The sequence below is a fragment of the Microcoleus sp. B3-A4 genome (assembly GCF_036705385.1).
GTDB lineage: Bacteria > Cyanobacteriota > Cyanobacteriia > Cyanobacteriales > Microcoleaceae > Microcoleus.
In genome coordinates this window covers 76,511-101,321 of sequence record NZ_JAUBUI010000010.1, presented here as the reverse complement: position 1 = coordinate 101,321, position 24,811 = coordinate 76,511, and the positions used below count along the sequence as shown (strand labels likewise).

Here is a 24,811-nt window from a genome sequence, read left to right as displayed (position 1 = left end):
CGCAGTAATTTATATCGTTTCCGGTTGCATCGGAATAATAAAATCGAGTCAACACTTAACACTCAACCATCCCGTTTTTCGACCCAGAGTCAACAGTCAACTGCCAACAGTCAACTGCCAACAGTCAACAGTCAACAGTCAACAGTCAACAGTCAACAATCATGAGGAGTGCAACCGGAATTGATATCATTCACTCTTTAAAGCTGGTTGAGTTCCTTCTACAGGTCGCACAATTGCTGGTTTATTGATAGATTGTTGCTGAAAAAGTGCCTTCAGTGCCAAGTCAAGATTTTCTGCCATGACGATGCGGTTTTCGCAGACAGCAATAACTCTGATTAAAGTTGGTAAACTATTGCGTTCGGCTTCTAAGTAAAGAGGTTCCACATAAAGTAAAGATTGTTCAATGGGAATTACCAATAAATTTCCTTGAATTGCTTTTGAACCCTGGCGATTCCAGAGAGAGATTTGTTCGGAAATAACCGGATCTTGGTTAATTAAAGCTTCTATTTGTTCCGGGCCGTAAACTAATCGCTGTTTGGGAAATAAATACAGCAGCAATTTTCCGTACTCGCTACCATCCGATCGCCCTGCAATCCAAGCAATTAAATTGTTGCGACTTACTGGTGTAAATGGAAGCAGCAAAATAAATTCTTCGGCTTTTTCAGTTGGCAGCTTCATAATCAAATAATACGGTGCTACGGGCTGCTGTTCGCTGCCATAAATTTCATTGGGAACTCGCCACAAATCCTCCCGATTGTAAAATACTTGCGGGTCTTCCATATGATAAGTTAGCAAACGTTCTGATTGAATACTCAACAAATCTACTGGATATCTGATATGTTTGCGGAGAGCCGGAGGCATTTTGTCAAGGGGTTTGAAGAGTCCGGGAAAGATAGCAATCCAACTGTTAATAATCGGATCGGATGGATAGGCAACGTAGAAGTCAACCGACCCGTTGTACGCATCAATTACTACTTTAACGGAGTTGCGGATGTAGTTAAACTGATGATTTTCTGGGTCAGAATAGGGATAGCGATCGCTCGCTGTATAGGCATCGATAATCCAGTAAAGATAGTTGGGAGATTTATCAGTGGCCGAGGGTGAAGGTTTAATCTCGTTGCCATTTTCATCTTTTTCTTTTTCTATATCATCATTGCTAAGATTGGCGTTCGCTACTACTAAATACGGGTCGGAATCGTAGCGCAAAAAAGGAGCGATCGCCCGGACTCTTTTATTAATATTTCGACGGTACAGCAATTTAGTTTCTGGCGTAAAATTGCGCGTCAGCGCCATTTGCCAATTTTTGAGATAATTAGCAAACAGGCAGCGCCGCCACATAGAACCGATCGCAATTCCGCCCCTACCCCTGTAAGTGTTGTAAACATTGTCTTCGCCGCTGGGATAGTCGAATTCTTCGACTTTTGTGGGCGCCATCGCGTCTGTATCGGTAATTTCGCCGTAGTAAATTCGCGGGTAGCCGATCGGAATACTGGCCCGAATTTGATCGCTAGTTACTTCCAAAGCAGTCTCTCCTTCCTGGGCTGCAACTCCAATATCTTTGACGAAATAATCGGGTAAACCGCCGACACCGACTGTATTTACCGGAGAAAGAGTAAAGCCGTAACCGTGAGTGTAAACCAGGTGCTTGTTCACCCAAGTTTGAGCTTCGGGGGCAACTGCTGTGTAATCTAATTCCCGCGCTGCCAGAAACACTTGTTGGCTTTCAGAATCTCCTTTTTTTGCTTTTTCATTTTTGATTGTGTAGCGCTCGATATCGGCATCAGGAAATGTATAATAGGGTCTGATTTGCTGTAACTGTCGGTTGGTTTGCAGCAGCGGTAGCTTGTCCCACAGCCGGATGTTGCTAATAGTAAGTTTATTTTTTTCTAAGTCGGCATAAGTAAGTTTTCCGGCGGGATCGAAAGTTTTTATTTCTATATTGTTGAGGTCAAAGGCTTCTTGAGTAAAGGCAATACTGCGCTGAATGTATGGCTTTTCCCGTGCTAATTCGTTGGGTTTAACTAGCAGTAGCTGCACAATGGTGGGCAGCAGCCAACTTCCCAAAAAACTTAAAGTTAGCCACGCTAAAATAATCTTTTTTATGAGTTCATTTTTTATTTTGAATGGGTAAACCTGGCACAGCATCAAAACCGCGATCGCCCCCGCCAAAATACTCAAAAATCCATAGCAGGGCAGCCGCACCGTCACGTCAGCATAATTTGCCCCGTAAGTAACGTCTCCCCGCGCATACAGCAATGCGTAGCGCCCTAGCCAGTAGCGAAAGGCGGTGGCTAGCATAGAAGCTGCACCCAACCCGTACAAGTGCCGCTGCTGCGATCGAGAAAACCCCAAAAATCTCCCTTGGCTCAGGCTATTTCCAGACAGCAAATATGTTAAAGCACAAGATACTAAACTGTACAAAAATACAACTGTCATCCCGAATCCTAGCAAATCTAAGATTGGCAAAATAAATACATAAAAGCTAATATTTTGATTGAAAAGAGGGTCGGTTGTGTTAAAATTAATAGGGTGAAAATATTGCAAAACATTTGTCCAGCGACTGGCGAAAATAAGCCCGATCGCCAAACTGATAAAAATGGCGCTCGCCCGCAGCCAAAAATCAGGCTTAATTACCACAGCTAACATTGTCCCCAGCAGCAAGCCCAACTGCCACCAGCGAGAAAATAGCTGCACTGCTATTTGTTGGATTGACTCAATTCCCAATTGCACTGGCGGTGCAGGCAAATTGCCAGCGATACCAAAATAGGTGAGGCTGTTTGCAGCTAACAGCCCGCAGTGAATTAGTGTCAAAGCTGCGATCGAACTCAATCCGAATACCGTTAACAGCAACCACGAAAAGGTAATTTGGGATTTAGCAACAGGTAATTCGTAATTCTTCCCGCTATTCTTCCCCGTTTTGTTCGCACTCAGTGAAGCGAATAGCGCCCCCGCAACTGGCGATTTCATTTCTTCTGCGGGGTGTTGCAGGCGGCGGGCTAAAGCCAAATTTCCGAGCAAAAAGACAGAAGAAACAGCAATTGCGATCGCCCCCAGCCACCCTTGAGTTTTGAGCTTTAACAGAAAAACCTGAAGATATCCAACTTCCTGAAACCAGAGAATTTCTGCCGCAATGCGGGAGGCCAACTCCAAAACCAGCCACAGCCCTACAATCAGTAGGATTATTTGATAAATTCGCCTATTAGTCATTAGTTATTAGTCATTAGTTATTAGTCATTAGTTATTGGTTGAATAATAACTAATCTCAGGTTCAAGCAATTGCCCCTCCCGAACGATACTTTTTCCGCAAGAGTGGGAGGCATTTTTATTCATGGTAATTGACTGGACATAATCTGACTCCTGCTTTCCTGTCAACTGCCAACTGCTTTCCTGTCAACTGACTAATGACTAATGACCAATGACTAATGACAAACTAGCTGTACTGCTGATTGACATCCACATCCAAATTAAACAGTGTTTGCAAAGTTTGCATCGCTTGCCGCCGCGCCTCAATATCCTGCTGAGCGCGCAACTGTACCATCGGATCGTGCAAAATCTTATTCACAATACCCCTGGTTAAAGATTCAATCACATCTTGATGTTTCTCCGAAAATTCCGCACCCAGACGCGATAAAGCTTTTTCTAACTCTTGTTCCCGAATCAATTCTATCTTATCCCGCAAACAGCTAATAGTAGGAACAGTTTCCAGACTGCGCCACCAGAGATCGAAAGCCTCTACTTCCTGCTCCAGCAAGCCCTGAGCTTCCATTGCCATTTTGCGGCGACTTTCGTGATTTTGAGCTACCACTGCTTTCAAGTCGTCCACATTAAACGATCGCACATTAGCGAGTTCGTTCGCATCCGAATCAATGTTGCGTGGCACAGAAATATCCACCAACATCAAAGGGCGATTCGGGTCTAAAACCGATTCTAATTTAGCTTTATTTAACAGTGGCTCGGTAGCTGCCGTACTGGTAAAAACCAAGTCCGAACTGGCAATTATCTGCATCATTTCCGAGAGCTGATACAGGTGCAATTCAGCATCTTTAAACTGACCGGCCAACTCCAGGGCGCCACGCACAGAGCGGTTAACGATCGAAATATGGCTAGCTCCTTTTGAGAGCAAATGCTGTACCAAAAGCCGCGACATTTTGCCAGCACCGATAATCGCAATTTTGCTGCTTGCTAAATGCTGACCCTTCATTTGAGCCAATTCTGCCGCCGCCGAACTGATAGAAACTGCACCGGTACCGATGCTAGTTTCCGTGCGAACTCGCTTCCCTGCTGTGAGAGCTTGCTTGAACAAGCGCTCTAAAATTCTGCCTACACCTTTGTACTGCTGGGCGAGTTTGTGAGTTTGTTTCACCTGAGCCAAAATTTGTCCTTCTCCGAGAACCAAACTATCGAGGCCAGAAGCCACTCGCATCAAGTGCATCACCGCATCTTCGTGCAGCAAAATAAACAGGTGAGGACGCAAAGACTGCAAAGGAACTTTACTGCATTCTGAAAGGAACTGAATAACCTCTCGCACACCCGGTTCCGACTCGCTGGTAACAATATAAATCTCTAAGCGGTTGCAAGTGCTGAGGATGGCAACCTCTTGAATGTGCGGGTAGCCGCGCAATTGGGCGATCGCCGCTTCAACTTTCTGTTCTGGAATGCTCAATTTTTCGCGAACTTCTACCGGCGCTGTTTTGTGGCTGAGACCTACGACTGCAATATTCATATCTGTGATTTGTCACTATTTCTTTCTTAGTTGTTAACAGTCACCTGTTATTAGTTCTTAGTTTATCGCTAATTGCTAATCACCGGTGACTGTTAACCGTTAACTGTTAATTGTTAACATTTAACTGTTAACCACTAACTAATCACTAATTCAATTGCAAAGATTTCGGATGGTCAAACATATGGATTGTATCCACAAACCGAGCAGTTTTCGACTGAGAAGAAATTACCAAACTTTCAGTGCGAGCGCCGCCGCCAAAGAAGCGAACTCCATCCATCAGCGTTCCGGGGGTAATCCCGCAAGCTGCAAACAGAACTGTTTCTCCAGATGCCAGCTCTTCAGCATTGTAAATCTTGTCTGGGTCTGTGATGCCCATATCTTTCAGGCGGGCGATATTGCTCTCTTTGCTTTCGCCGATCAAACCAGTTTTGACAACTGCTGGATCGTAAATTAACTGTCCTTGGAAGTGACCGCCCAAGCAGCGCATTGCTGCTGCTGAAATCACACCTTCGGGTGCAGCGCCAATACCCATAAGTGCGTGGATGTTGGAACCAGAAAACGCGCAAGAAATCGCTGCCGAAACGTCGCCGTCGCTAATCAGCCGAACTCTTGCACCCGCTTGCCGAATTTCATTTATTAAATCTTTGTGTCGGGGGCGATCCATGACCACCACCACCAAATCTTCAATACTGCGGCCGAGACAATCAGAGATAATTTTGAGGTTTTGAGTGGGCGTTTTGCGAATATCTACATGATTCTTAGCAGCCGCAGGAGCAGCCAATTTGTTCATGTAGAAATCCGGTGCCGCAAACAAACCACCTTTTTCAGAGATTGCCAAAACTGCCATCGAACCGTTTTGACCGTAAGCCACGAGGTTAGTACCTTCGCAGGGGTCAACAGCGATGTCAATTTCGATCAATTCATCTATGTTGCAGACATCTTTGGCATCTTCGCGGGTACAAATACCTACTTGTTCACCGATGTAAAGCATGGGTGCGTCATCGCGTTCGCCTTCGCCGATCACGATGCGGCCGCGCATATGAATTTTGTTCATGCGCTCCCGCATGGCTTCTACAGCCACTCTGTCGGCTTCATCTTTCTCGCCTTTGCCCATCAAGCGAGCGGAAGCTATGGCTGCCTGCTCAACTACTTCGATAATCTCTAAACCGATTACATTGTCCACGAACTAGATCCTCCCAACTGCTGATGCGTGCCTTGTGCTCTTTTGCACTCCCAGCAATCAAGTTTATCAGAGGCGGGGATCTGTGCGAGCGCAAGCAGTTGCTTAGTTTGTGTTAACTTTTGCTTCTTTGAGACTGGGGCTGGAAAATCTGATCCCAACAAGCTCAAATCGATCGCCCCCATTAGTTCACTCTTGCTGGGGCACTCGCACGCTGGCCCCGTCTGAACTGGAACTGGCGGACTCCGGAGGTTCCGGGGAATCGGCTATTTCAGGTAACTTGTCATCCCGAGTGGCGTTAAAGGTTTTATGATTAGTTTGCGATCGCACGATTTCTCCGAAACCCGGTTGCTGACCGGATTTATCGTTACTAAACCCAATATTTTGGTATAAACCGGGTTTCTGAGGGTAAGTCTTAATGATGACGAATCAAATGGACAGCCGCCAATCGGGACGCACTAGACTTTATAAGTAGGAAGCAATAAAAAATGATGATGAAAGCCCAAGATATTATGACCACAGAAGTTGTTACCATTCGCGGCTCAGCAACTGTAGCTGAAGCAGTCGCGATGATGAACGAACTGTGTTTGCGCGCTTTAATTGTGGAACGCCGCCACGAACAAGACGCCTACGGCATTGTGACGGAAACGGATATTGTTTACAAAGTAACAGCCTACGGAGTAGACCCCCAGAAAGTCCGCGTCTTCGAGATTATGACCAAACCCTGCATCACGGTGAATCCAGACTTGGGCGTGGAATACGTGGCGAGGTTGTTCGCCAATACCCGAATCCGCCGAGCTCCGGTGATTAAAGACAAACTGCTGGGCATTATTTCGGTAACGGATATCTTGACAAAAAGTGATTTTGTCGAGAAGCCAAAAAGTGTTTTATTTGAGGAAGAAATCGAACAGGCGATCGCGGATGCCAGAACTATCTGTGCCGAGAAAGGTGCTACTTCTAGAGAGTGCGCGGTAGCGTGGGATATTGTAGAGGAAATGCAGGCTGAGGCTTCTCACCAGCGATCGATGAAGCTTGAAAAAACGGCTTTTGACGAGTATTGCGAGGAAAATCCCGAGGCTGCTGAAGCGCGGATTTACGAGAGTTAATTTAGTTATTAGTCATTAGCCATTAGTTATTAGTTATCAACTCTTATTTATGGATTGATAACTAATAGCTAACGATCGGAAATAGCTTTTTTTCGGCTCGCCTCACGAAAAATAAAAATCTTAAGTGTTTGGCTCTGTCATACAAAACACGTTCAGCTTATTCCCATCAAGATCCCGAAAATATCCCGCATAAAACCCCGGCAACACGCCTCTTGGCCCTGCAGGTCCTTCATCCTTAGCCCCAAGTTCGATCGCTTTGTTATAAACTAAGTTGACTTTTTCGGGACTGTCAACTTGAAGAGCTATCATTACTCCATTGCCAACAGTTGCTCTGTTACCATCAAATGGTTTTGTAATAGCAAGTGCTGGTCCATTGGGAGAAACACTCCATGCGATAAATCCGTCGAATTCCATGAATCGTTTAGCGCCAATTTCAGCAAGCAAAGCATCATAAAACTTTGCTGCGCTTTGAATATCGTTGCTACCGAGTGTAACGTATCCGATCATATTTTTTGTTTTCTAACTGATGTTAAGATTAAAAAAATGTTTGAGCAAATAACAACTGAGTTAAACTGATCCTTAGAAAACCAAAGTCTACAGCTCAAACATCATTTTAGATCATAACTCAAACTATCTCGGTTTTGTCCGGTCCAATGATTTATTGCCGATCGCTAATACATTCGGGAGTGTCTCTACTTGGACTGTTGACGATCGCACTTACCGCCTTTGCTTTCATGGCTTCGGAAGCATAGGGCTTTAACAGGGGCAAAACTTCCTGAGCATTTTTAACAGAAGGATCTAGCCACTGTTCCCAATCGCTGTCGGGGAGTATCACTGGCATTCGATCGTGCATTGGCTGCACTGTTTCGTTAGCATCGGTAGTAATTATACTGCAAGATACAATGTTTTCTTTTTCTGGAGATTCCCAATTTTCCCACAAACCGGCAAAAGCAAAAGGTTCGCCGTCTGCCTTTTGAAAATAGTAAGGCTGTTTGTTCTTTCCCTGCTGTTGCCATTCGTAGAAACCGTCAGCGACTATCAAACATCGCCTGTGCTTGATTGCGCTGCGAAAAGCAGGCTTTTCGGCTACAGTTTCCGATCGCGCATTGATCATCTTGCTGCCCATTTTCATGTCTTTTGCCCAACTTGGAATCAAACCCCAGCGCATAAATTGAAACTGTCGCTGCATTTTTTTTGTTTCAACTGTTACTGTGGCAACTGATTGAGTTGGGGCGATATTGTATCGCGGTTCGATGTCGGGAACTGCCGAAAGTTTGAAGAATTCGGCTATGATTTGACCTGAAGTAGTTAAAGTGTATCGTCCACACATAATTTATAGTTGGTAGTGAAATACCTAGCACTGACCTTCGGTGAGCGTGTAGGCTTCGTGTCTCATTTGCCGTTGCTCTGTTGGGTATCCCATTACTGGGTATTCGTCACCTAAGACGATCCGAGTCTTACACAGCATCTCTGGCTTTTGGGCCTTTATCCCCTTCCTAGAGGAACCCACGCAGTCGCCCTGTTTCCCAAGGCAAAAATCTTTCTTCGTACAACAAACTTGGGTTATCTTTTTCGGCAGGGCGTTACCTTACCAACCAGCGGTCTGTTCTTTCCCCCTTTCTCTCGCTAGTTCCCTTGGTAAGCATATTACTGCTACTGTGACCTTTTGTTTGCAGCCGAGTGGGTGGGTCGCAACCACTTATATCATACAGGTTTCTGTTAGAAAATCCGAGAATTGTAGATTTCTTTATAGACCTTGCTCGGCTTATATCCCCGCGCTAAACGGAGTACCGTTATAGCGGGGGACTTACGCCGATTGAGTTAACAAAAAGGTAGATTGGGATTTACCCGACCCGGCGGGGCGGGTTTTCGAGATTATGCGTGTTAGGCAAAGATGGTTTGTCAAACCCGTCCCTACGAGACACTGCTAAATTGGGGAACATTCGCAGACAACCATTCGGCGCGCAACTTTTCAATAGCTAATTCTTTGAATTTAGCTTCTACTTCAATCCAAGGAGCCTGATAATAACAATTAGGCATTTCTGTAATTACATCGCTGTGGCGCGGGTCGGCAAAAAATTCTCTGCCATTTGATATGTGTACTAATTGCGATTCAGGAACCGACCAAGTTGTGCGGGCTGCGGCGAACATTTCGGCAACGCTGGGATCGTCGTAACTTTCTAAATGTTCGTGAATGACGTGGTGGTGGGCGTCAAAAACCATTGGTACGCCGGTATCGAGACAAACTTCTAAAATTTCCGAGGAACTGTAAGCGTATTCGTCATTTTCAAACGTTAAGCGCGATCGAATTGATTCTGGCAAGTCGCGGATGACTGATTTGAGCTGCGAACTCCGATCGCTCTTGCCGCCGTGAATGTTCATCAGTGCCTGGGGCGATCGGGGCTGTCCCAACATATCTAAAATTAAAGCATGAGTGGCGAGAATTTTAATGCTGTTTTCAACCACAGAAAGCTTGTCGGAACTTAGGACGACAAATTGATCTGGGTGGAGTACCAAGCGGATGCCCAAAGAAATAGCGCGATCGCCCGTAGTCCGCAATTCCTCAGTCATGGAGTGTAGCACTGCTTCCCCCAAATCTGTATCTGCAAAAGGGAACAGTGCAGAAGTCATGCGGTAGAGCTTGATCTGATTAGCCAAACAGAAGTCGATCGCTTTGTCAAGCCGCTTTAAGTTGTCTGCATAAAGCTCGCGCAATACTGTTTCTTGTTCAGTTTCCGAAAGCTGTAAAAGTCGCTTCCGCGTCACAGTGCGAAAGCGAACTGCATCGGATGTTGTAATGCAGACTAATCCCAATTCCGGCCATTTTTCCTGTTCCACTACTTGGTTAATCTCGTTCATTTAGCAATAATCCCTAACTTTAATTTTATTATGTTAAATAGGTTTTTCGTAAGGACTTGAGTTTTTAGTCTTGAAGTTTTTAGGTACTACTGAACCTGCCTAAAGAGTCCGGCAGAGATTGAAATCGCTGGCGGACTCTGGAAGTGCAAGATGTAATTAGTACAAACCTAATTCTTATCAAACCTCTAATCAACCGCGTCGCAGATAGCATATCGATGCCAATTTAATCGATATAACTATTGCTGTTCTTCGCCAGACTCAGCCTCTTCGCCGGGCCGCGCGGTGGCAACAGGATTTTCCTTTGCTTCGTTATGGAACGGATAACCGGATGTTTCTTGATTTAGCGGATCAGCGGGTTGGTCGTCAGGGGATGTAATTTGACCGTTAGTGTTGGTATTGGGTTTTGTGGAAGAGCCTTTATGGCTGGCGTGACCGCTACTCATCTTTGTTTCCTCATTTAGGTTTATGGAACAATTTCTAGCTTAGACTTAGCTGCTGCGGGCGATCGCCTATCTTAAGTCAGAGATGTTGCTTAATAGTTGAGGATGCTATATAGCTATCCTTGCAGGAGTCGTAAATTTTTTACCCCACCCCAACTCTCCCCCAACTCGCTCGCTCGGGAGTAAGAAATTCACAATTGATGCAAGGATTGCTATAGAAATCCTCGCATCAATTGTAATATCTTTCTCTTCTCTTTTCAACATTGGCTTCAATAGCATTTTCGCGGTTGGTTCACAAAAAAAAGCCTGTTTCACGTTTCCCGAAACGATTGTTATATCTGCTAATTTTCCCAATTTCCCCTTTTCAATCAACTCCGCAAACGCCCTGACCTGAGAATGCTAATAACTAACCACAAACCCAAAAAACTCGCCGCCCCAAACAAACCCGTGCTCAGAAAAGATAGCTGAGGAGTTTGTGCGTTAGAAGAAATAATTGCCGCCCCCACAATCAGCGAACCCACGACAATACTAAAAGAAAGTCGGTTCGCAGAATCCCCCAGAGTGCGGCGCAGTGGGTCGAGTTCTTTTAGGGTCAAGTTCCACTTCAAAGTTTCCGAAGTAACTCGGTCTAAAAGCACTTCCACCTGTCGCGGAGATTGCAAAGATAAGCTTTTGAGATCCAGGGCAGTTCTCAGCAGAGCTTGGATCGGATCGTCTCCTAATAACTGACGCCGAAACATATCGGTCATCAGGGGCTTGACCTGCTCTACAATATTAAATCTGGGATTAAAAGAGCGCGCCAGTCCTTCCAAATTAGCTAGAGTTTTTGCATACAAACCGAGATTGCTGGGCAGTCGAATTTTATTTTTGCGGGTGATTTCCAGCACCTCATAAAAAATTTCCGACAAGTTCATTTGCGACAAGCTTATATTGTAATACTTGCGGAGCATTCGAGCCAAATCGTTCTCTAGATTAACTAAACTTGTCGGCTGAGCAAATTCAGCCATTTCCAAAGTTAATTGAGCGCAGCGCTGAGCGTCTAAATCGACAATTGCCAGCAACATTTCTGTCAAATTCTGCTGAGTGCGCGGGTCTAATCTGCCGACCATGCCGCAGTCTAGCAGGGCTATGCGGCCATCTTTGAGATAAAATAAATTGCCGGGATGCGGGTCTGCGTGAAAGAATCCGTCGATATACAACTGCTGGAAGAAAACGCGGCAAAGCAGGGTTGTAATTTCTTCGCGTTCGGCATTTACATCTCCTTTTTGGCGAATTCCTTGCAAATCGCCTAACAAAATTGGGACTCCGTTCAGCCACTCCATTACTAAGAGTTTTTTTGTAGTCAACTCCCAGTTAATTTCTGGTAGGACAACTTGTGTGGGGTCAAACCATTTACTTTTAGATAAATTGCGGCGCAGTTCGTCTGTGTAGCTGGCTTCTTGAATGAAGTCTAGTTCTGCACGCAGGGCGATCGCAAATTCTTCAGCTAAGGCGACAATATCGTATTGTTGACCGAAGTCTGTGAGCATGACAAGTTCGGCCAAACCTCGGAGCACGGCGATATCTTGTTCGATGACAATATCAATACCGGGGCGCTGAACTTTGAGGGCGACTTCGCGACCGTCTTTTAAAGTAGCTTTGTGGGTTTGGGCGATCGAACCTGCGGCGACGGCTTCGGTGTTAAATTTGGCGAAGGTATCTTCGAGAGATTGTGTGAGTTCCTTGCGGACGATAACTTCTACTTGCGACCACGGTACGGGCGGCACTTCCGCTTGTAGCGTGGAGAGGATTTCGATGTAGCTGGCCGGTAAAAGGTCGGGACGGGTGCTCAGCAATTGTCCCAATTTGACAAAAACTGGGCCTAATTCGACGAGGATGTTGCGGAGAACTGCTGGAGTTGGGAGACTGGGTGCGTCGGTTTTGCGGCCGGTTAGGAGGCTTTTCATGTAGTCCCAACCGTTGCGGAAGACGACCTCTAGAATTTCTCCTTTGCGAGAAGTGTTTTGAACTAGGCTAAACAAGGGGCCTCCGGGTCGATCGGGTTTAAGGGCTATATAACTACTAGGATAGCGCTGTTGACCGGGCTGACCAGTGTCTTGGGGAATAACTTGGGCGAAAGCGTGCGATTCCCTACGGGATAGCTTCGCTTCACGAATTTTGGGGTGTGGGGGCGATCGGTTTTTGGCTTTGGCATTACTCCTCATAGTAATATACATTTAAAGCATACATAACATTTTTATAATTAAAAAATTATACGTCAATAAATTTAATTATGTAAGTAAAGTAAATATTCAAATGTAGAAAAAGTCAAAACGATGAGTGCAGTTGATGTAACATTTACAATTTCTGAGTCGAGTAATCAAGGTTTAGAATAGTGGGAAGTATCTACGAGTTTGCGGTGTGATTCGGGATGCACAGAAGCAGCCGCATGAAATAGTTGCTATGTTGCGTAAAGTAAACTCTAATCTTTCTCCAGTATCAACCCTACTATAGCCATCCTCGCATCATTTGTGAATTTCTTACTCCCTAGCGAGCGAGTTTGGGGAGGGTTGGGGTGGGGTAAAAAATTTACTACTCCTGCAAGGATTGCTATATCTCAGTGTGGTTCAGTTGCCAGTATCCTCACTTTAACTGTCTCATGTACAGCATTTATTGTCGTACTACAGCGGTTAGAAGAAATTGAACAACGCTTGAAGCGAATTGAGGATAAAATAAACCTGAGTTTTTATGCTGATTTCCGTGCGAATCTCAAATCTGCACAAAATACCTTTACAAGGAAAAATTATGATAACCGCAGAGCGTTTGAATCCAGGCTGTTTCGGGGTTGAACCCAGCTCAAGCGATTTATAAAGATTACACTCTTATACCAATTTTTTATGAGGCTGCATAGAATCAGATCCCCCCTAGCCCCCCTTAATAAGGGGGGGACAAGATTCCGCTCTTTCGTCCCCCTTCTTAAGGGGGATGCGAGGGGGATCAAGATCTGTATAACTTCAGATTAAATTGGTATTACAGCATTTGATAATCAGATACAGCTTGCCGATCAATATCTTTCTTCTTTGTTTTTAGCTTAGTTAGGTGAAATCCTTTGCTACTTAGAGTTAGAAGAAATCGAAGTGGCACCGAATTGTATACAGAAAGGAAAAAATATTTGGCATCCCTTAGTTATAAAATATATTGAAAAGATGTTGCCCCATGTCGATTCCGCAGAGTGGAATAAGTTTATTGAGACACAGCCTAAAGTATTTTTACCAGAAAGGGACGGGCGATTAAATAAAATCCCCATCAAGTGGGAACAATTGTGATATCCCATTTAGGCAGGATTTCGGAGCGATGCCAGAACCGGAGGTACTGTTCTAAGCTGCTACGCAGCTAAACCGGATAAAATAGCATTGCCTTTATTTTTGATTTTTCGATCCCATTTGATAACCATTTCTCCTTCATTTAATAATCTGTGTAGTAATTCTGACAATTCTTCTACTGACTTAAACAGTCGATGTGCTATATATTCTTTCGCTGAATGCCAGACCAATTCAATCAAATTATAATCGGGGCTGTAAGGTGGCAAAAATTCTAAAATAATATGAGGCATTTCGGCTGATATTTGGCTCAGAATATCTTTCTTTTTATGAAAACTAGCATTGTCTAAAATAATTACAATCTTCATTCCAGATTCGGCAAATTTTTCAGCTTGATTACCCAGTTCTCTCCATTCTTGAACTAGCGAATCATTTAAGGCATTAATTTGCTCGTAAAAGGTATTCGAGTCTCCTCTTTTTATCACAAAATTTAACCTTTTTTTGTCATGATATCTCAACCCACCCATGATATTTACTCTGCCTCTTTTCCTTTGACCTGTGATTTGTTTTCGACTGCCTTTTTTACCCCAACTTTTTCTTCTTATCACTCGTAAACTGAATCCACTTTCATCCCAAAACCATACCTGTAAAAGTTCTGGGGTTTCTTTTGTTATTCTTAAATACTCAGATAGCTTCTGTTTAAATACTTCTCTTTCAATGGGATTTTGTTTGTCTTCTAAACTATATTTAGCCCAAATATAAACGTATTTTTTTTTATGTAGTATCCTGGATATCTGGGAACCACTCAATTTAATTCCTGTGACTTTTTCTAAATATGTTGCTAGTCTGGCTGCCGTCCATCTCCCAAATTCATATCCATATTCTGCCGGAGCTTTATCAATTGTATTTATCAATATTTTTTCATACTCTGGAGTGACTTTGCGAAAATTTCCTGGGCTTCTTTTATCTAAAAAACTCTCCAAATTATCGGGGTCGCCATGAACTGACCAATCAGCTACTGTTGTGTAAGCAATTTCCATAAATTCACTAATTTCTCGATAGGTCTTTCCGTCATTTATTAGCAATAAAATTAGAACCTTTTCCCTCACGTAATTATCCTCAGACTCTTTTAGTAGTTTAACGAGTCTCTGTTTTTGATTTTGAGATAGATGGTTTTTGGCTGGCATACATTATAACTAATGATCGCTTATCTTATATTTATATTATACAATCTAGCTGCGTATCAGCTTAGTTCCTGAGATGGAGCCTTAATCCCCTTTTCATAGGTCGTTTCTAGCAAATGTACAATTGGTTTGAGTTTCTTCCACGTCATATTTGCAGACGAGTTGACCGAGTAAGGCAAACGAGAATTGTCTGCCACTGAGTATCACGGTCATCTGCTGGGATGGGTTCTAAACTTCTAGCTTGGCAGCCTCTGGATACAATACCCATCTTGACTTTGGCTTTAGTATTTCCCAACAAGTCTATAAATTGAAGTGATTGATTTGATAAAAAAGAACATTTGCTCTTATGAGTGGAGTTTGACTAAAGTAAAGGCATCAAAGAAAAACGCCAGCGAACATTAACCAGTCAGCTTCAACTAGACATTCACCCGTGAGGTTTGCCATGAAATCCACTCTTTCCAACAGCGTTAACGCCAACATGAAAACCGCCAGCCATCAAAGGCCTTTACAGCTTACCCCTCAAAAACCAGAGGAAAAAGCCTTAACTCGCGGGCAGCAGTTAGCAGATACCCTAGCAGCGAAAGTGGGTTCGTGGCCCTTTTTGATTGGACAGACAGTAGTCCTCGCCGGGTGGGTGGGCGCGAACCTGACACCGGGCATTCCTCACTGGGATCAGCAGCCGTTCATTCTCCTCAACTTAGTATTCTCCTTTGCCTCTGCTTACACTGCACCGATTGTGTTAATGAGTCAAAACCGCCAGTCGGATGCCGAGCGCGAACAAAATCTCTACAATCATCGAGTTAATCTCAAAGCTGCTCACGATGTGGTACTACTGCACGAAAAGCTCGATCGATTAAGCCACCACATTCCTGACTTAATGGAAAAGCTCAATCAGCAACAGCAGTCTGTCAGTCCCATCAAAGAGATGGTGATGCCAGCCCCCGTTAAAGCAATTACCGAAGTTAATGAAGCTGCTAAACCGTCTGTTTCTGATCGGAAGCAGACGGCTGAGGTTCCCATACTACTTCCCCAAGTATTTAAATCGAACTTTTACTCATCAAAATATGCAGAAGTGATGCCAATTTCACTTCCAACTCAAAAGCCCTCAACACATTCGGTATCCGCGTTAAGCTATTTCAAGCTGTGAGAAGCGACGTTACTACTCAGTGAATGAGAGCGTCACTCTAGCCAATCAGTTAATTAACATTTTTAACCAAAAAAACACCTTAAAATCAATTAATCTCCGGCACTATTCCAGCAATCCTACCATCACAATCTAGGCAGTTATATATGAACCCCTTCATTACCGCTATTTCCACAGGTGTTACAGCTTTCACCGCCACAAATTTAGATGATATTGTCATCTTGCTGCTGTTTTTCTCCCAAGTCAATGCTGTTTTTCGACGGCAACACATTGTTACAGGACAATATCTTGGGTTCGCAGCACTGGTGCTGCTTAGTCTTCCTAGCTTCTTTGGCTGTATGATGGTGCCTCGCCCTTGGGTGGGGATGTTGGGGTTAGTACCAATTGCCATTGGAGTCAGCCGCCTGCTAAATCGAGATACAGAGGCTGATGAAAATACTGCTACAGATTCGCCTCCATCCACTATTTTTGCTAGTCTTTTATCCCCACAAACTTATACTGTAGCTGCGGTTACATTTGCTAATGGAGGCGATAATGTGGGGATTTATGTCCCATTGTTTGCCAACTGCACTTGGGATAGCCTGCTAGTGATTCTGAGCGTCTTTTTCTTGCTAGTGGGTGTCTGGTGTTATGTGGCGTATCAACTAACTCGCATGAGCGCGATCGCGACCCTACTTGTCCGCTACGGTAATTCCCTTGTTCCCTTCGTTCTAATGGGTCTGGGTACGCTGATCCTGCTCGATAGCCATACTCTAGAAGATCGCGGTTTAACGGTAGTTACTGTAGCTATCAGTTGCTTGTGGCTGCTGACATTGCTTAAAGACAGTTATCTATCGTTAGAGACTGCACCTCAAGTCGAAAAAATTGAGGTAAACTAGGGTTCAAGTTTCCTCCACTTTGCTGAAGTTGAAAAATAAATAATTTATAACTTCAGCAAAGTGGAGGGGTTTTCTAAGAACAAACTCTGATTTCTTACACAAAGGATAACAAAAATGAGCAAGTTTTTCAAAGTAATTCTGGTGGCTTTAGTGCTTTTCGTAAACTTAGCTGTAGCTCAGCCTTCATTGGCCGGCAAAGATTTCACAAAGGGGGCTGACTATGCGGAAGTGACACAGGAATTGAATCAACTTTTGTCAGCTCAGAGCGATCCTTCGACTGCGGGTTATACGCCTGAACAGTACCAACAGCGGTTGTCCGAATTGCAAATGCAGAAATACGTGATCGAAACTGCTAAAAAGCGGGCTCAGTGCCGTAATCAAACCGGGCAAACGCTGGCAGTTTATGCGAATAAGCCGAAAAAATCGCCCACGCAACTTTATTTCCTGGCAGCGGGTGAGGTTACAGATGATGATTGGGATTGCGATGGTATTTACGTGCCAGCAGAGACTCAAGCTACTTTAGGCCCGACGGCTCAGCCAGTTTCTTTGGCTGAACCGGTTGCTATTAAGGTTGTAGATGGTACGCAGCTAATTGCTACAACAAATGCAGCAACGGGTGGTATTCAATTGAATGTTGCCCCTGCTAAAGTTTTTAAAGCGGGTGAGACAACTTGGACTTTGCCCTCGTTTTCCCAGGCCCAGATTAATGCACAAGTTCCTACGCCGGAACTGATTGATTAATCCTTCTTGAGGAACGGTTAATTGTTGGGGACTTGGGAAAAAATAAAGTCCCAGGCAGAATAGAGGAGAGGCAATGCCACCATTGGCGATTGTCTCTCCTTTTTAGATCGCAAAAAAGCCAGAAGATGCTGAGTGATGCAATGATTCGCGACATTCCTCGATGCAGCCCAAAATTTAACGGGAAGTCGCCAACGAGACTTCATGGCGAAAGTCGCCCCAGACGACTTGGGAGGGTGAGCCCGTCAAGCCGAAACGATGTTTGGCTGGAATCGTCATAGTGTGCAACTCGGATTGCCAAAAGTCGGCGAAGGGGGATTCTGTATACTCAGGACTTACGCAGGCACACTACATATAGTGTGCCGAAAAAGGGTGATGGCGTTGGGTTCTCGCCCGTGCTCGCGTTTTTTCTGCGACAACCACGCGTTTCATGTCGCCCCAACCGTTGCGGAAGACGACCTCTAGAATTTCTCCTTTGCCAGAAGTGTTTTGAACTAGGCTAAACAAGGGGCTTCCGGGTCGATCGGGTTTAAGGGCTATATAACTACTAGGATAGCGCTGTTTACCGGGCTGACCAGTGTCTTGGGGAATAACATGGGCGAAAGGGTGCGATTGAATTTTGGGGTGTGGGAGGGGATGGTAGTTAAGTTTTGCTGTTAAAGTAGCTTTCAATTATTTGCCTTAACAAAGCTTCTGAACTCATTCCTTGTTGAATAGCAAGTGCCTTAATTCTTTGGATGTCAGAAGCCGAGATTTTAATTGGGGCAAAAGTTTCAGGAAATGCCCAGGGGCAATGTGTACACTCAAGTTGGCATCCTCGACAGGCCGTGCTTTTAAAGTTATTGCATTCTGCACATAGCGGTTGCCAATTATCCTCTTCATTTCCTCCTCCTCTCAAGCGCGGAATTTTATGATCTCGATCTAATCTGACAAGAGGCGCTTGTCTGCCACACACTGCACAGCGATCTTGATATTTAAGCAAAATTTTCTGCCAAAAAGCCTCACTGAGTTTGATTCTCTGTTCGCGTTTTGGACTAATTTCTATGCTGAGTAGCTGATATCTTGTTTTGCTGCCACTACCAAATCTAACTATTCCCAAAAATCCTTCTTCCCCTTGCAGCTCTCGTATGCGTCTAGGAGTATCTGCGTAAGGTTCTCCTCTAAAATTGTTAATAACTTGACGTAAATGTGATAGGGGAACTACTGGCCCTGGAATGCTGTGACCGGGAGGCCAAAGCGTCTCTAAAATTAATCTGTAATAATTTATATTGGCTGGCTTGGTGCTTGCAAAGCCAGCGCAAGCCTCTGTGATCCACTGTTCGCGGTTCGCCCCCATCTCAGTCATGGGAGTTTGCCTCATCTCCGCGTAAAAGCCACTCTGGAGTTACTTGCAGCAGACGCGCGATCGCATCTAGCTCAAAATCTTTAACACCACGCTTCTGACGCTCTATCTCTGAAATGTCAGACTGATCCAGCTTAATGTGAAAGTCTACATCAATGGCTGCGGCTAGATCGCTCTGCCCCCATCCGAGTTTTTCACGAGCCTGCTTGATTCGCGAGCCGCTAATATTAGCTTCGCCCATCTGATAAAGATGTTTTTAAACTACGATTGAGGATGATATCTTGTGGTGTAGCAGTTTGGTAGACGATTTTCGTCTACCAAACTGATTAAGTCTACAATCTGTGTAAATAAAGAACTATCATTAAAATGCGAGTTGCGTCATTTTTTTCAGGTATTGGCGGTTTCGATCTAGGCTTTGAAAAAGCGGGAATGAATGTCGTATTTCAATGCGAAATAGATAAATACTGCCAACAAATATTAAAACGTCACTGGCCTCAAGTACCGATTTATGAAGACATCAGAACCCTCACACACTCAACTATCCCTGCCGCTGATTTATGGTGTGCAGGATGGCCCTGCCAAGACCTTAGCAATGCCAACACAGAAAGAAAAGGACTTTCAGGAGAAAGAAGCGGACTTTTCTACAAATTTATGGAACTTGTTGCAGAAATTCAGCCAGCGTGGTTGGTCTTGGAAAATGTGCCGGGGCTGCTCTCGGCAGAGCAAGGAACCGCTCTTGAGGTCGTTATCGACACGCTGGAAGCGCACGGGTATTTGGGGGGATGGCTATCGTGTAACGCTCGACATACGGGCTTACCTCACGACCGAGACAGAGTGTTCTTTATTGCCAGTTTTAGATCGCAACGTGCCTGTAGAATCTTTACTGACAGCGGCGAATTGTCTGGGGATTCTGCGGCGCGAAAATCGAGGAGGAAGGAAACTCGATCGAGTGTTTGTGAAGGCATTATCGGAGACACTCCGCTTGTGGTACAACGTCGCGGCGGCTTCGGGTATACCTTGGCAAAAAGCGTCTGCCCCACGTTACGCGCCCAAACTGGAGGACATCAAGGAGGCCATTCAGACAGACCAATACTCTGTGGCGAGAAACTTGACTTGGACAGAATGGGAAAAGCTGATGGGATTTCCTCCAGGATGGACGGTCGCCGAGGGAGACTCCTTGGTAATGCCGTTGTGCCAGGAATTGCCGAATGGATTGGACGAAAAATCTTAGAGATTGATTCGTAATTATAACAAACCGCTTTCATCGCCGAGAACGTAGAGGAAGAAAATACAGAGAATAAAGAAGTTCGTAGTAAAAGCTTTAGTCTTTGCTTGGGCTTTGGGTAATAAAGGACTAAAGTCCTTACTACAAACGAAGTTTTCAGGACTTGGGTCAGCGGTATTTGGTCGTACTTACATCACAACAAATCTTTCAACTTGTCATCTTCTCCCAACACCTTAATTACCTGTTTAATCTCCTGCGTCCTGTCCTTTTTCACAATCAAAGTTACGTTGCCATCTCTGACAACTACCACATCTTCTAAACCAATGGTGACAATAACCTCGTTCTCATCGGCTGCATAGAAAATGCCGCCTTTGGTGTCAATCCCGACGTGTTTTGCTAATTCCACATTCGGTTTGTCTCCTTGCAGCAAACGACCGATCGCATTCCAATCTCCCAAATCGTCCCAGCTAAAGCCTACGGGCAGAACACAGGCTTTTTGCGTCTTCTCCATCAGCGCGTAATCGATGCTAATCTTCGGCAATTCGGAGTAAGCAGCGGCACCTTTGGCCTCTAAAGCTGCCATCATTTCCGGTACATGATTTCGCAATTCTGTCAAGACAGTTCCGACTCGAAATACAAAAATGCCGCCGTTCCAACTAAACTTGCCGCTGGCTACAAATTCTTCAGCAGTTGTGCGATCGGGCTTTTCGGTAAACCTGGCCACCCGATAGGCCGGAAAACCCCCAAAACTGCCAATTTCCTCGCCTTGTTCGATGTAGCCGTAGCCGGTGGAAGCATAACTCGGTTTTACTCCCAAAGTGGCGATCGCATCCTGATTTTTCGCCAACTCCGCTGCCGCCTCCAAAGTCTTGACAAACTCCTCGGGTTCCCCAATCCAGTGATCCGCCGGGAAAAAACCCACCACCGCATCCTCACCGTAACGCTTGGCAGTTTCTATAGCAGTCCAGGCCACCGCCGGCGCAGTATCCCGGCCTTCGGGTTCCGCCAGCAAATTCTCAGGAGGTAAAAGCGGCAACTGTTCCCGGACTCCCGCAGCCAACATTTCCGACGTTACCACCCACAAATCGTCCCAGCCGTTACCTAATGTTAATAGTCTTTCTGCTGTAGCTTGCAGCAAACTCTTGCCGCTACCGTCGAGACTCAAAAACTGCTTGGGACGCTGCTTGCGGCTGAGAGGCCAGAAGCGTTCGCCTTTACCGCCGGCGAGTATTACGGGAATTAAGGTTTTGGTCATGGTTTGAAGTTTAAGGGTTCTGATCTATTTTGCTCGACAGCTTATAATTATGGAGAGAATTGTGGCTGTCTGCGGGTTTTGGGGGGGAGGTATATTTTTGGGAAAAGTGCGTCTGTTGGTGGGTGTAAAAATCGAGGGGTTAATTTTGTCGGCTGTAATCCAGTTTCTGTAAGGGTTTGATGGCCATTTCCGGACAGGTTTCAGACCTGAAGAAGCGATCGCCCTGACTTGCCGGAAAATGCCTAAATTCCTATCTAGGGCTTGAAACAGAAGCGGGATGGGAAGATCGACGATCGCACTCAGAAACCGGGTTTTTTTGCTAGCATACTTCCGAACTCGTACAAACGGCAAAAAACCCACCTTCTTTGATTTTGATGCCTATTCCTCTTAAGATCTTCAAAACTCAGCCGCAATTAACCCAAAACCCTATCAGGGATTTTTTGTCACTCGATCGATCCAACTTGCATAAAATGATACCCGCGTGTCGCCGGAAATTTCCCCAAAACTGCCATTATCGTCAACTTTATCAATATCGCTGATGTTTGTTTTGAAAAATCCCCGATCGCTATAACCCCAAGAACTAATCCCCGCAATCTTCCCGTCAACAAACGAAGGCCCGCCCGAATCTCCGCTAGCGGTAGCTATCTCATTTTTCCCCAAACCCCGATCGCGCAACCTCGGAAAATGCCTCCCCAAAGCATCGTGTTTGCTAGTTCCCGCGTCAAAATCAAAGATTAATTGACTTCCCAAAACCAATTCTGACATATCTGATTCTGTCGCATCTTTCAAAACATCAATTAAAGCATCATAGCGATTCTGTCCGCTATATCTTTTCGCCTCAGCATTAGAATCTTCATCTTGTCCCTTTGCACCTAAACCGATATATCCGTATCCAACTTTTGTCAATACTTTCCCAACTTCATTTTTATTTCTATTTATCTCGTACTGTTCGATACTTGGCGGCGCGGCTTTTTTCAGCTTCAAAATAGCAATATCGTTGCCAACTTCCGATTCGTAACCAGTCCAGCCCGGATGGATATAATATTTGCTAACGGGGATGCTAACTTCACCGCTAGGCAATTTAAAAATTGCTTTAATTGTCGTTTCAGCAGGAACCTTAACTCCCCCTTCATTCAGACAGTGGGCCGCCGTGAGAACGTACAACCCTCCCGTTAGCAGCGAACCAGTACAGGAAGCGGAATCGAGATAGGCTACGCCTGTATATTGATTTAAAGCTAAAGGTTTGCGGGAACTGCTGTCAGAAAAAGCGCTAATTATGGATCGCCCCACTCCGGCAGTTTCTAAAACTAAAAATACCGTCACAACCGCGATTAATAATATTTTGATTCCTGACTTCATTTTTGATAGTGAATTCGTTGGAGAGCTAATCGAGACCTGACTTTTTCACTAAGTCGGGTCTCGCGAGTATTTCGTTTGTTGAAATTAGCTTACTTATTGCAACATTTTACTTCGATAATTCAACATTAAGTTCGTTCACCACGCGGCGTTTGAGCGGGATTGATTTTTCCCGGGGCAGCAAATCAAATACTTTCCGAAAAGCATCATCTACCTGTTCAAATGGTATTTGTCCTTTCTCATTAAAAACTACTTTTCCCGATTGGTCGAGGATGAGAGTTTGAGGTACAAAACCTTCGTAATAATGGCTCGGTTCGGTGAGTTCCGGTGACGGTTTGGGAGGCAAAGAGTCAACTGTTATCGGCATAAAATCGGCTGCCCGGCCGTAAAATTCCTGGAGTTGAGAAACGACGATCGCATATTGCTTGGAGTCGCTGCTGTCGTCAGTGTAAAACACTAACAGTACGGGTTTATGGCGTTTGAAAGAATCTGCAAGCTTGATTTTAGGAGGAACTAGGGAACCGTTGCCGGCGTAGAGGGAAAATATTGTACCGTCGAAGCGATCGTCTGTGAGAGTTGCCAAAGCTGGCGCCGTACCGCTTAGCAGTATCAAGCTAAGTGCGATCGCGACTGTTAAAAGACTCGCTGACAAGATTCGCTTCAGCAAGCCCAGGCCAGAAGCAGGAGTAACAATTGAATTTTTGTTCTCAGGAAATATCATAGGTTGTTGGCAGTGGCTGTAAGGAAAGCGAAATCAGATGCAAAAACTTTCCTAAGTTTATCAGCAACTGTATGCAAATGTTCCTGAGTAGGTTAACGTAGTTTCGGATAGACTATGATAATTTGCTTGTTGTAGCGATCGACACGGTGATTCTACCTATCCAAAAACACTATTTGCCATCGGTTTTTCAGGGGCGGGCTGGAAGTGTCTGCGCCACAATGAAATTTATTTGTTGCGGGCTGGGCTTCTAGCTTCTGAGAAGGGTGCAAGATGTTAAATTCCACTCATAACTAGAAACTGACAACTGGGAACTAATAACTAATGATAGCTTTGCTTGACACAATCCTCGCCCAAACGCCCGCTGCTGATGTTTCCGGGCCTGCTCAAATCAATCTGGTGCAGGCGATTATTTTAGGGATTGTACAGGGATTAACAGAGTTTTTGCCCATCAGCAGTACCGCTCATTTAAAGGTAGTGCCGATCGCCCTAGGATGGGGCGATCCGGGGGTTGCTTATACTGCTGTAATTCAGTTGGGCAGTATTGTGGCAGTGCTTTGGTATTTCTGGAAAGACTTGACAACTATAACTTTGGGTGCTGTAGATGCAGTGGTGCGGCGCGACTACAAATCGCATGAGTTTCAAATGGCGCTGGGAATTATTTTGGGAACAATACCTATAGTCTTTTTTGGGCTGCTAATCAAGGCATTGATTCCCGATTTTGACAACTCGCCACTCAGGAGTTTGGCCAGTATCGCCATTGCTTCGATCGTCATGTCGCTGCTGTTAGGAATAGCAGAAAAAACTGGCAAGCGCAATCGCACTTATGAAAAGTTAACTGTCTCAGACGGCATTTTTATGGGATTAGCTCAAGCAATAGCCTTGATTCCGGGGTGTTCGCGATCGGGTTCCACTCTGACAGCAGGATTGTTCATGGGATTGGAAAGATCCGCCGCCGCGCGGTTTTCTTTTTTATTGGGAATTCCGGCAATTACTGTGGCTGGATTAGTCGAATTGAAGGGTGCTTTGGGAGAAGGAATCAGCGATGCTGGAGTTGCAGCTTTGATAGTGGGCACGATTTCGGCTTTTGTGTTTTCTTATTTGTCGATCGCGTGGCTGCTCAAGTTCCTGCAAACTCAAAACACGTGGGTGTTTGTGTGGTATCGGCTGGCTTTTGGCGTGGCTATTTTAACGGCGATCGCAGGTGGGGCCGTGAAAAATATTTAAAAGATAAATCCGATAGCAGTAGGAGCGACTTATGTCGCTCTGAACTCGGTATATATAATAACGAAAAAAAAATTAAATTGTCTGATTCCGATAATCTTTAATTAGATCCCCGACTTCTTAAAAAAGTCGGGGCTCGG

The 24,811-nt window shown here is 44.9% G+C and carries 22 protein-coding genes; 6 read left to right on the top strand and 16 right to left on the bottom strand.

What is annotated here, in order from left to right; genetic code table 11:
• Window positions 1-186 precede the first annotated feature (186 nt).
• From QUB33_RS07590 to glpX, 3 genes are all read right to left on the bottom strand, one after another.
• On the bottom strand, window positions 187-3,207 hold the full coding sequence (locus tag QUB33_RS07590; RefSeq protein ID WP_333349100.1) for a UPF0182 family protein: 3,021 nt from the start codon (window positions 3,205-3,207) through the stop codon (window positions 187-189).
• Window positions 3,208-3,430: 223 nt separating this feature from the next.
• Window positions 3,431-4,723 carry a glutamyl-tRNA reductase gene (locus QUB33_RS07585; protein WP_333349099.1) on the bottom strand — a complete coding sequence of 431 codons (1,293 nt, stop codon included), beginning with the start codon at window positions 4,721-4,723 and terminating at the stop codon, window positions 3,431-3,433.
• Between the two features lie 145 nt (window positions 4,724-4,868).
• Window positions 4,869-5,906, bottom strand: a complete 1,038-nt coding sequence (glpX, locus tag QUB33_RS07580; protein ID WP_333349096.1) for a class II fructose-bisphosphatase — start codon at window positions 5,904-5,906, stop codon at window positions 4,869-4,871.
• A gap of 485 nt (window positions 5,907-6,391) precedes the next feature.
• On the opposite strand from glpX, the gene QUB33_RS07575 reads away from it, so the two are divergent.
• Complete coding sequence (locus tag QUB33_RS07575; RefSeq protein ID WP_333349094.1) at window positions 6,392-7,009, top strand: CP12 domain-containing protein; 618 nt, start codon at window positions 6,392-6,394, stop codon at window positions 7,007-7,009.
• Between the two features lie 120 nt (window positions 7,010-7,129).
• On the opposite strand, the gene QUB33_RS07570 is transcribed toward QUB33_RS07575, so the two are convergent.
• From QUB33_RS07570 to QUB33_RS07545, 6 genes are all read right to left on the bottom strand, one after another.
• Window positions 7,130-7,516 carry a VOC family protein gene (locus QUB33_RS07570; RefSeq protein ID WP_333349092.1) on the bottom strand — a complete coding sequence of 129 codons (387 nt, stop codon included), beginning with the start codon at window positions 7,514-7,516 and terminating at the stop codon, window positions 7,130-7,132.
• Between the two features lie 151 nt (window positions 7,517-7,667).
• Window positions 7,668-8,339, bottom strand: coding sequence for an SOS response-associated peptidase (locus QUB33_RS07565; RefSeq protein ID WP_333349090.1), 672 nt, complete (start codon window positions 8,337-8,339; stop codon window positions 7,668-7,670).
• A gap of 584 nt (window positions 8,340-8,923) precedes the next feature.
• Window positions 8,924-9,868, bottom strand: a complete 945-nt coding sequence (gene uvsE / locus QUB33_RS07560; RefSeq protein ID WP_333349088.1) for a UV DNA damage repair endonuclease UvsE — start codon at window positions 9,866-9,868, stop codon at window positions 8,924-8,926.
• A gap of 236 nt (window positions 9,869-10,104) precedes the next feature.
• A complete protein-coding gene (locus QUB33_RS07555) occupies window positions 10,105-10,311 on the bottom strand; it encodes a hypothetical protein (RefSeq protein ID WP_333349086.1) in 207 nt (68 codons plus the stop codon).
• 365 nt (window positions 10,312-10,676) lie between these two features.
• Window positions 10,677-12,329, bottom strand: coding sequence for an AarF/ABC1/UbiB kinase family protein (locus QUB33_RS07550; protein WP_333349127.1), 1,653 nt, complete (start codon window positions 12,327-12,329; stop codon window positions 10,677-10,679).
• A 1,343-nt stretch (window positions 12,330-13,672) separates the two neighbouring features.
• Window positions 13,673-14,794: an IS630 family transposase gene (locus QUB33_RS07545; RefSeq protein ID WP_333349084.1), complete on the bottom strand. Its 1,122-nt coding sequence runs from the start codon at window positions 14,792-14,794 to the stop codon at window positions 13,673-13,675.
• Window positions 14,795-15,233: 439 nt separating this feature from the next.
• Between QUB33_RS07545 and QUB33_RS07540 the strand changes: the two genes are divergently transcribed.
• The 3 genes from QUB33_RS07540 to QUB33_RS07530 all read left to right on the top strand — a co-directional run bounded on the left by QUB33_RS07540 (window position 15,234) and on the right by QUB33_RS07530 (window position 17,554).
• Window positions 15,234-15,938 carry a DUF1003 domain-containing protein gene (locus tag QUB33_RS07540; RefSeq protein ID WP_333349082.1) on the top strand — a complete coding sequence of 235 codons (705 nt, stop codon included), beginning with the start codon at window positions 15,234-15,236 and terminating at the stop codon, window positions 15,936-15,938.
• A gap of 143 nt (window positions 15,939-16,081) precedes the next feature.
• Window positions 16,082-16,813, top strand: a complete 732-nt coding sequence (locus QUB33_RS07535) for a cadmium resistance transporter (RefSeq protein WP_333349080.1) — start codon at window positions 16,082-16,084, stop codon at window positions 16,811-16,813.
• A 114-nt stretch (window positions 16,814-16,927) separates the two neighbouring features.
• Entirely contained in the window at window positions 16,928-17,554 is a 627-nt protein-coding gene (locus QUB33_RS07530) for a hypothetical protein (RefSeq protein WP_333349078.1), read from the top strand.
• 345 nt (window positions 17,555-17,899) lie between these two features.
• Here the strand turns inward: QUB33_RS07530 and QUB33_RS07525 are convergent, their stop codons facing one another.
• Genes QUB33_RS07525 through QUB33_RS07515 form a run of 3 tightly spaced genes read right to left on the bottom strand, consistent with a single transcriptional unit; the run spans window position 17,900 to window position 19,134 of the window.
• Window positions 17,900-18,223 (bottom strand): hypothetical protein, encoded by a 324-nt coding sequence (locus QUB33_RS07525; protein WP_333349076.1) that lies wholly within the window; start codon window positions 18,221-18,223, stop codon window positions 17,900-17,902.
• Window positions 18,195-18,896, bottom strand: a complete 702-nt coding sequence (locus QUB33_RS07520) for an HNH endonuclease signature motif containing protein (RefSeq protein WP_333349074.1) — start codon at window positions 18,894-18,896, stop codon at window positions 18,195-18,197. The genes QUB33_RS07525 and QUB33_RS07520 overlap by 29 nt, the downstream gene beginning before the upstream one ends.
• Window positions 18,889-19,134 carry a helix-turn-helix transcriptional regulator gene (locus QUB33_RS07515; RefSeq protein ID WP_333349072.1) on the bottom strand — a complete coding sequence of 82 codons (246 nt, stop codon included), beginning with the start codon at window positions 19,132-19,134 and terminating at the stop codon, window positions 18,889-18,891. Before QUB33_RS07515 ends, QUB33_RS07520 begins: the two co-directional genes overlap by 8 nt.
• A gap of 125 nt (window positions 19,135-19,259) precedes the next feature.
• On the opposite strand from QUB33_RS07515, the gene QUB33_RS07510 reads away from it, so the two are divergent.
• The gene (locus tag QUB33_RS07510; protein ID WP_190661434.1) at window positions 19,260-20,138 is read left to right on the top strand and encodes a DNA (cytosine-5-)-methyltransferase; all 879 of its coding nucleotides are present in this window, start codon (window positions 19,260-19,262) and stop codon (window positions 20,136-20,138) included.
• 173 nt (window positions 20,139-20,311) lie between these two features.
• Here the strand turns inward: QUB33_RS07510 and QUB33_RS07505 are convergent, their stop codons facing one another.
• The 4 genes from QUB33_RS07505 to QUB33_RS07490 all read right to left on the bottom strand — a co-directional run bounded on the left by QUB33_RS07505 (window position 20,312) and on the right by QUB33_RS07490 (window position 23,450).
• The gene (locus tag QUB33_RS07505) at window positions 20,312-21,373 is read right to left on the bottom strand and encodes a mannose-1-phosphate guanylyltransferase (protein WP_333220138.1); all 1,062 of its coding nucleotides are present in this window, start codon (window positions 21,371-21,373) and stop codon (window positions 20,312-20,314) included.
• A 24-nt stretch (window positions 21,374-21,397) separates the two neighbouring features.
• Complete coding sequence (locus tag QUB33_RS07500; RefSeq protein WP_333349069.1) at window positions 21,398-21,724, bottom strand: hypothetical protein; 327 nt, start codon at window positions 21,722-21,724, stop codon at window positions 21,398-21,400.
• 78 nt (window positions 21,725-21,802) lie between these two features.
• Window positions 21,803-22,732 (bottom strand): trypsin-like serine protease, encoded by a 930-nt coding sequence (locus QUB33_RS07495; protein WP_333349067.1) that lies wholly within the window; start codon window positions 22,730-22,732, stop codon window positions 21,803-21,805.
• 106 nt (window positions 22,733-22,838) lie between these two features.
• Entirely contained in the window at window positions 22,839-23,450 is a 612-nt protein-coding gene (locus tag QUB33_RS07490; protein WP_333349065.1) for a thylakoid membrane photosystem I accumulation factor, read from the bottom strand.
• 321 nt (window positions 23,451-23,771) lie between these two features.
• Between QUB33_RS07490 and QUB33_RS07485 the strand changes: the two genes are divergently transcribed.
• Window positions 23,772-24,674 carry an undecaprenyl-diphosphate phosphatase gene (locus tag QUB33_RS07485; protein WP_333349063.1) on the top strand — a complete coding sequence of 301 codons (903 nt, stop codon included), beginning with the start codon at window positions 23,772-23,774 and terminating at the stop codon, window positions 24,672-24,674.
• Window positions 24,675-24,811: the final 137 nt, after the last annotated feature.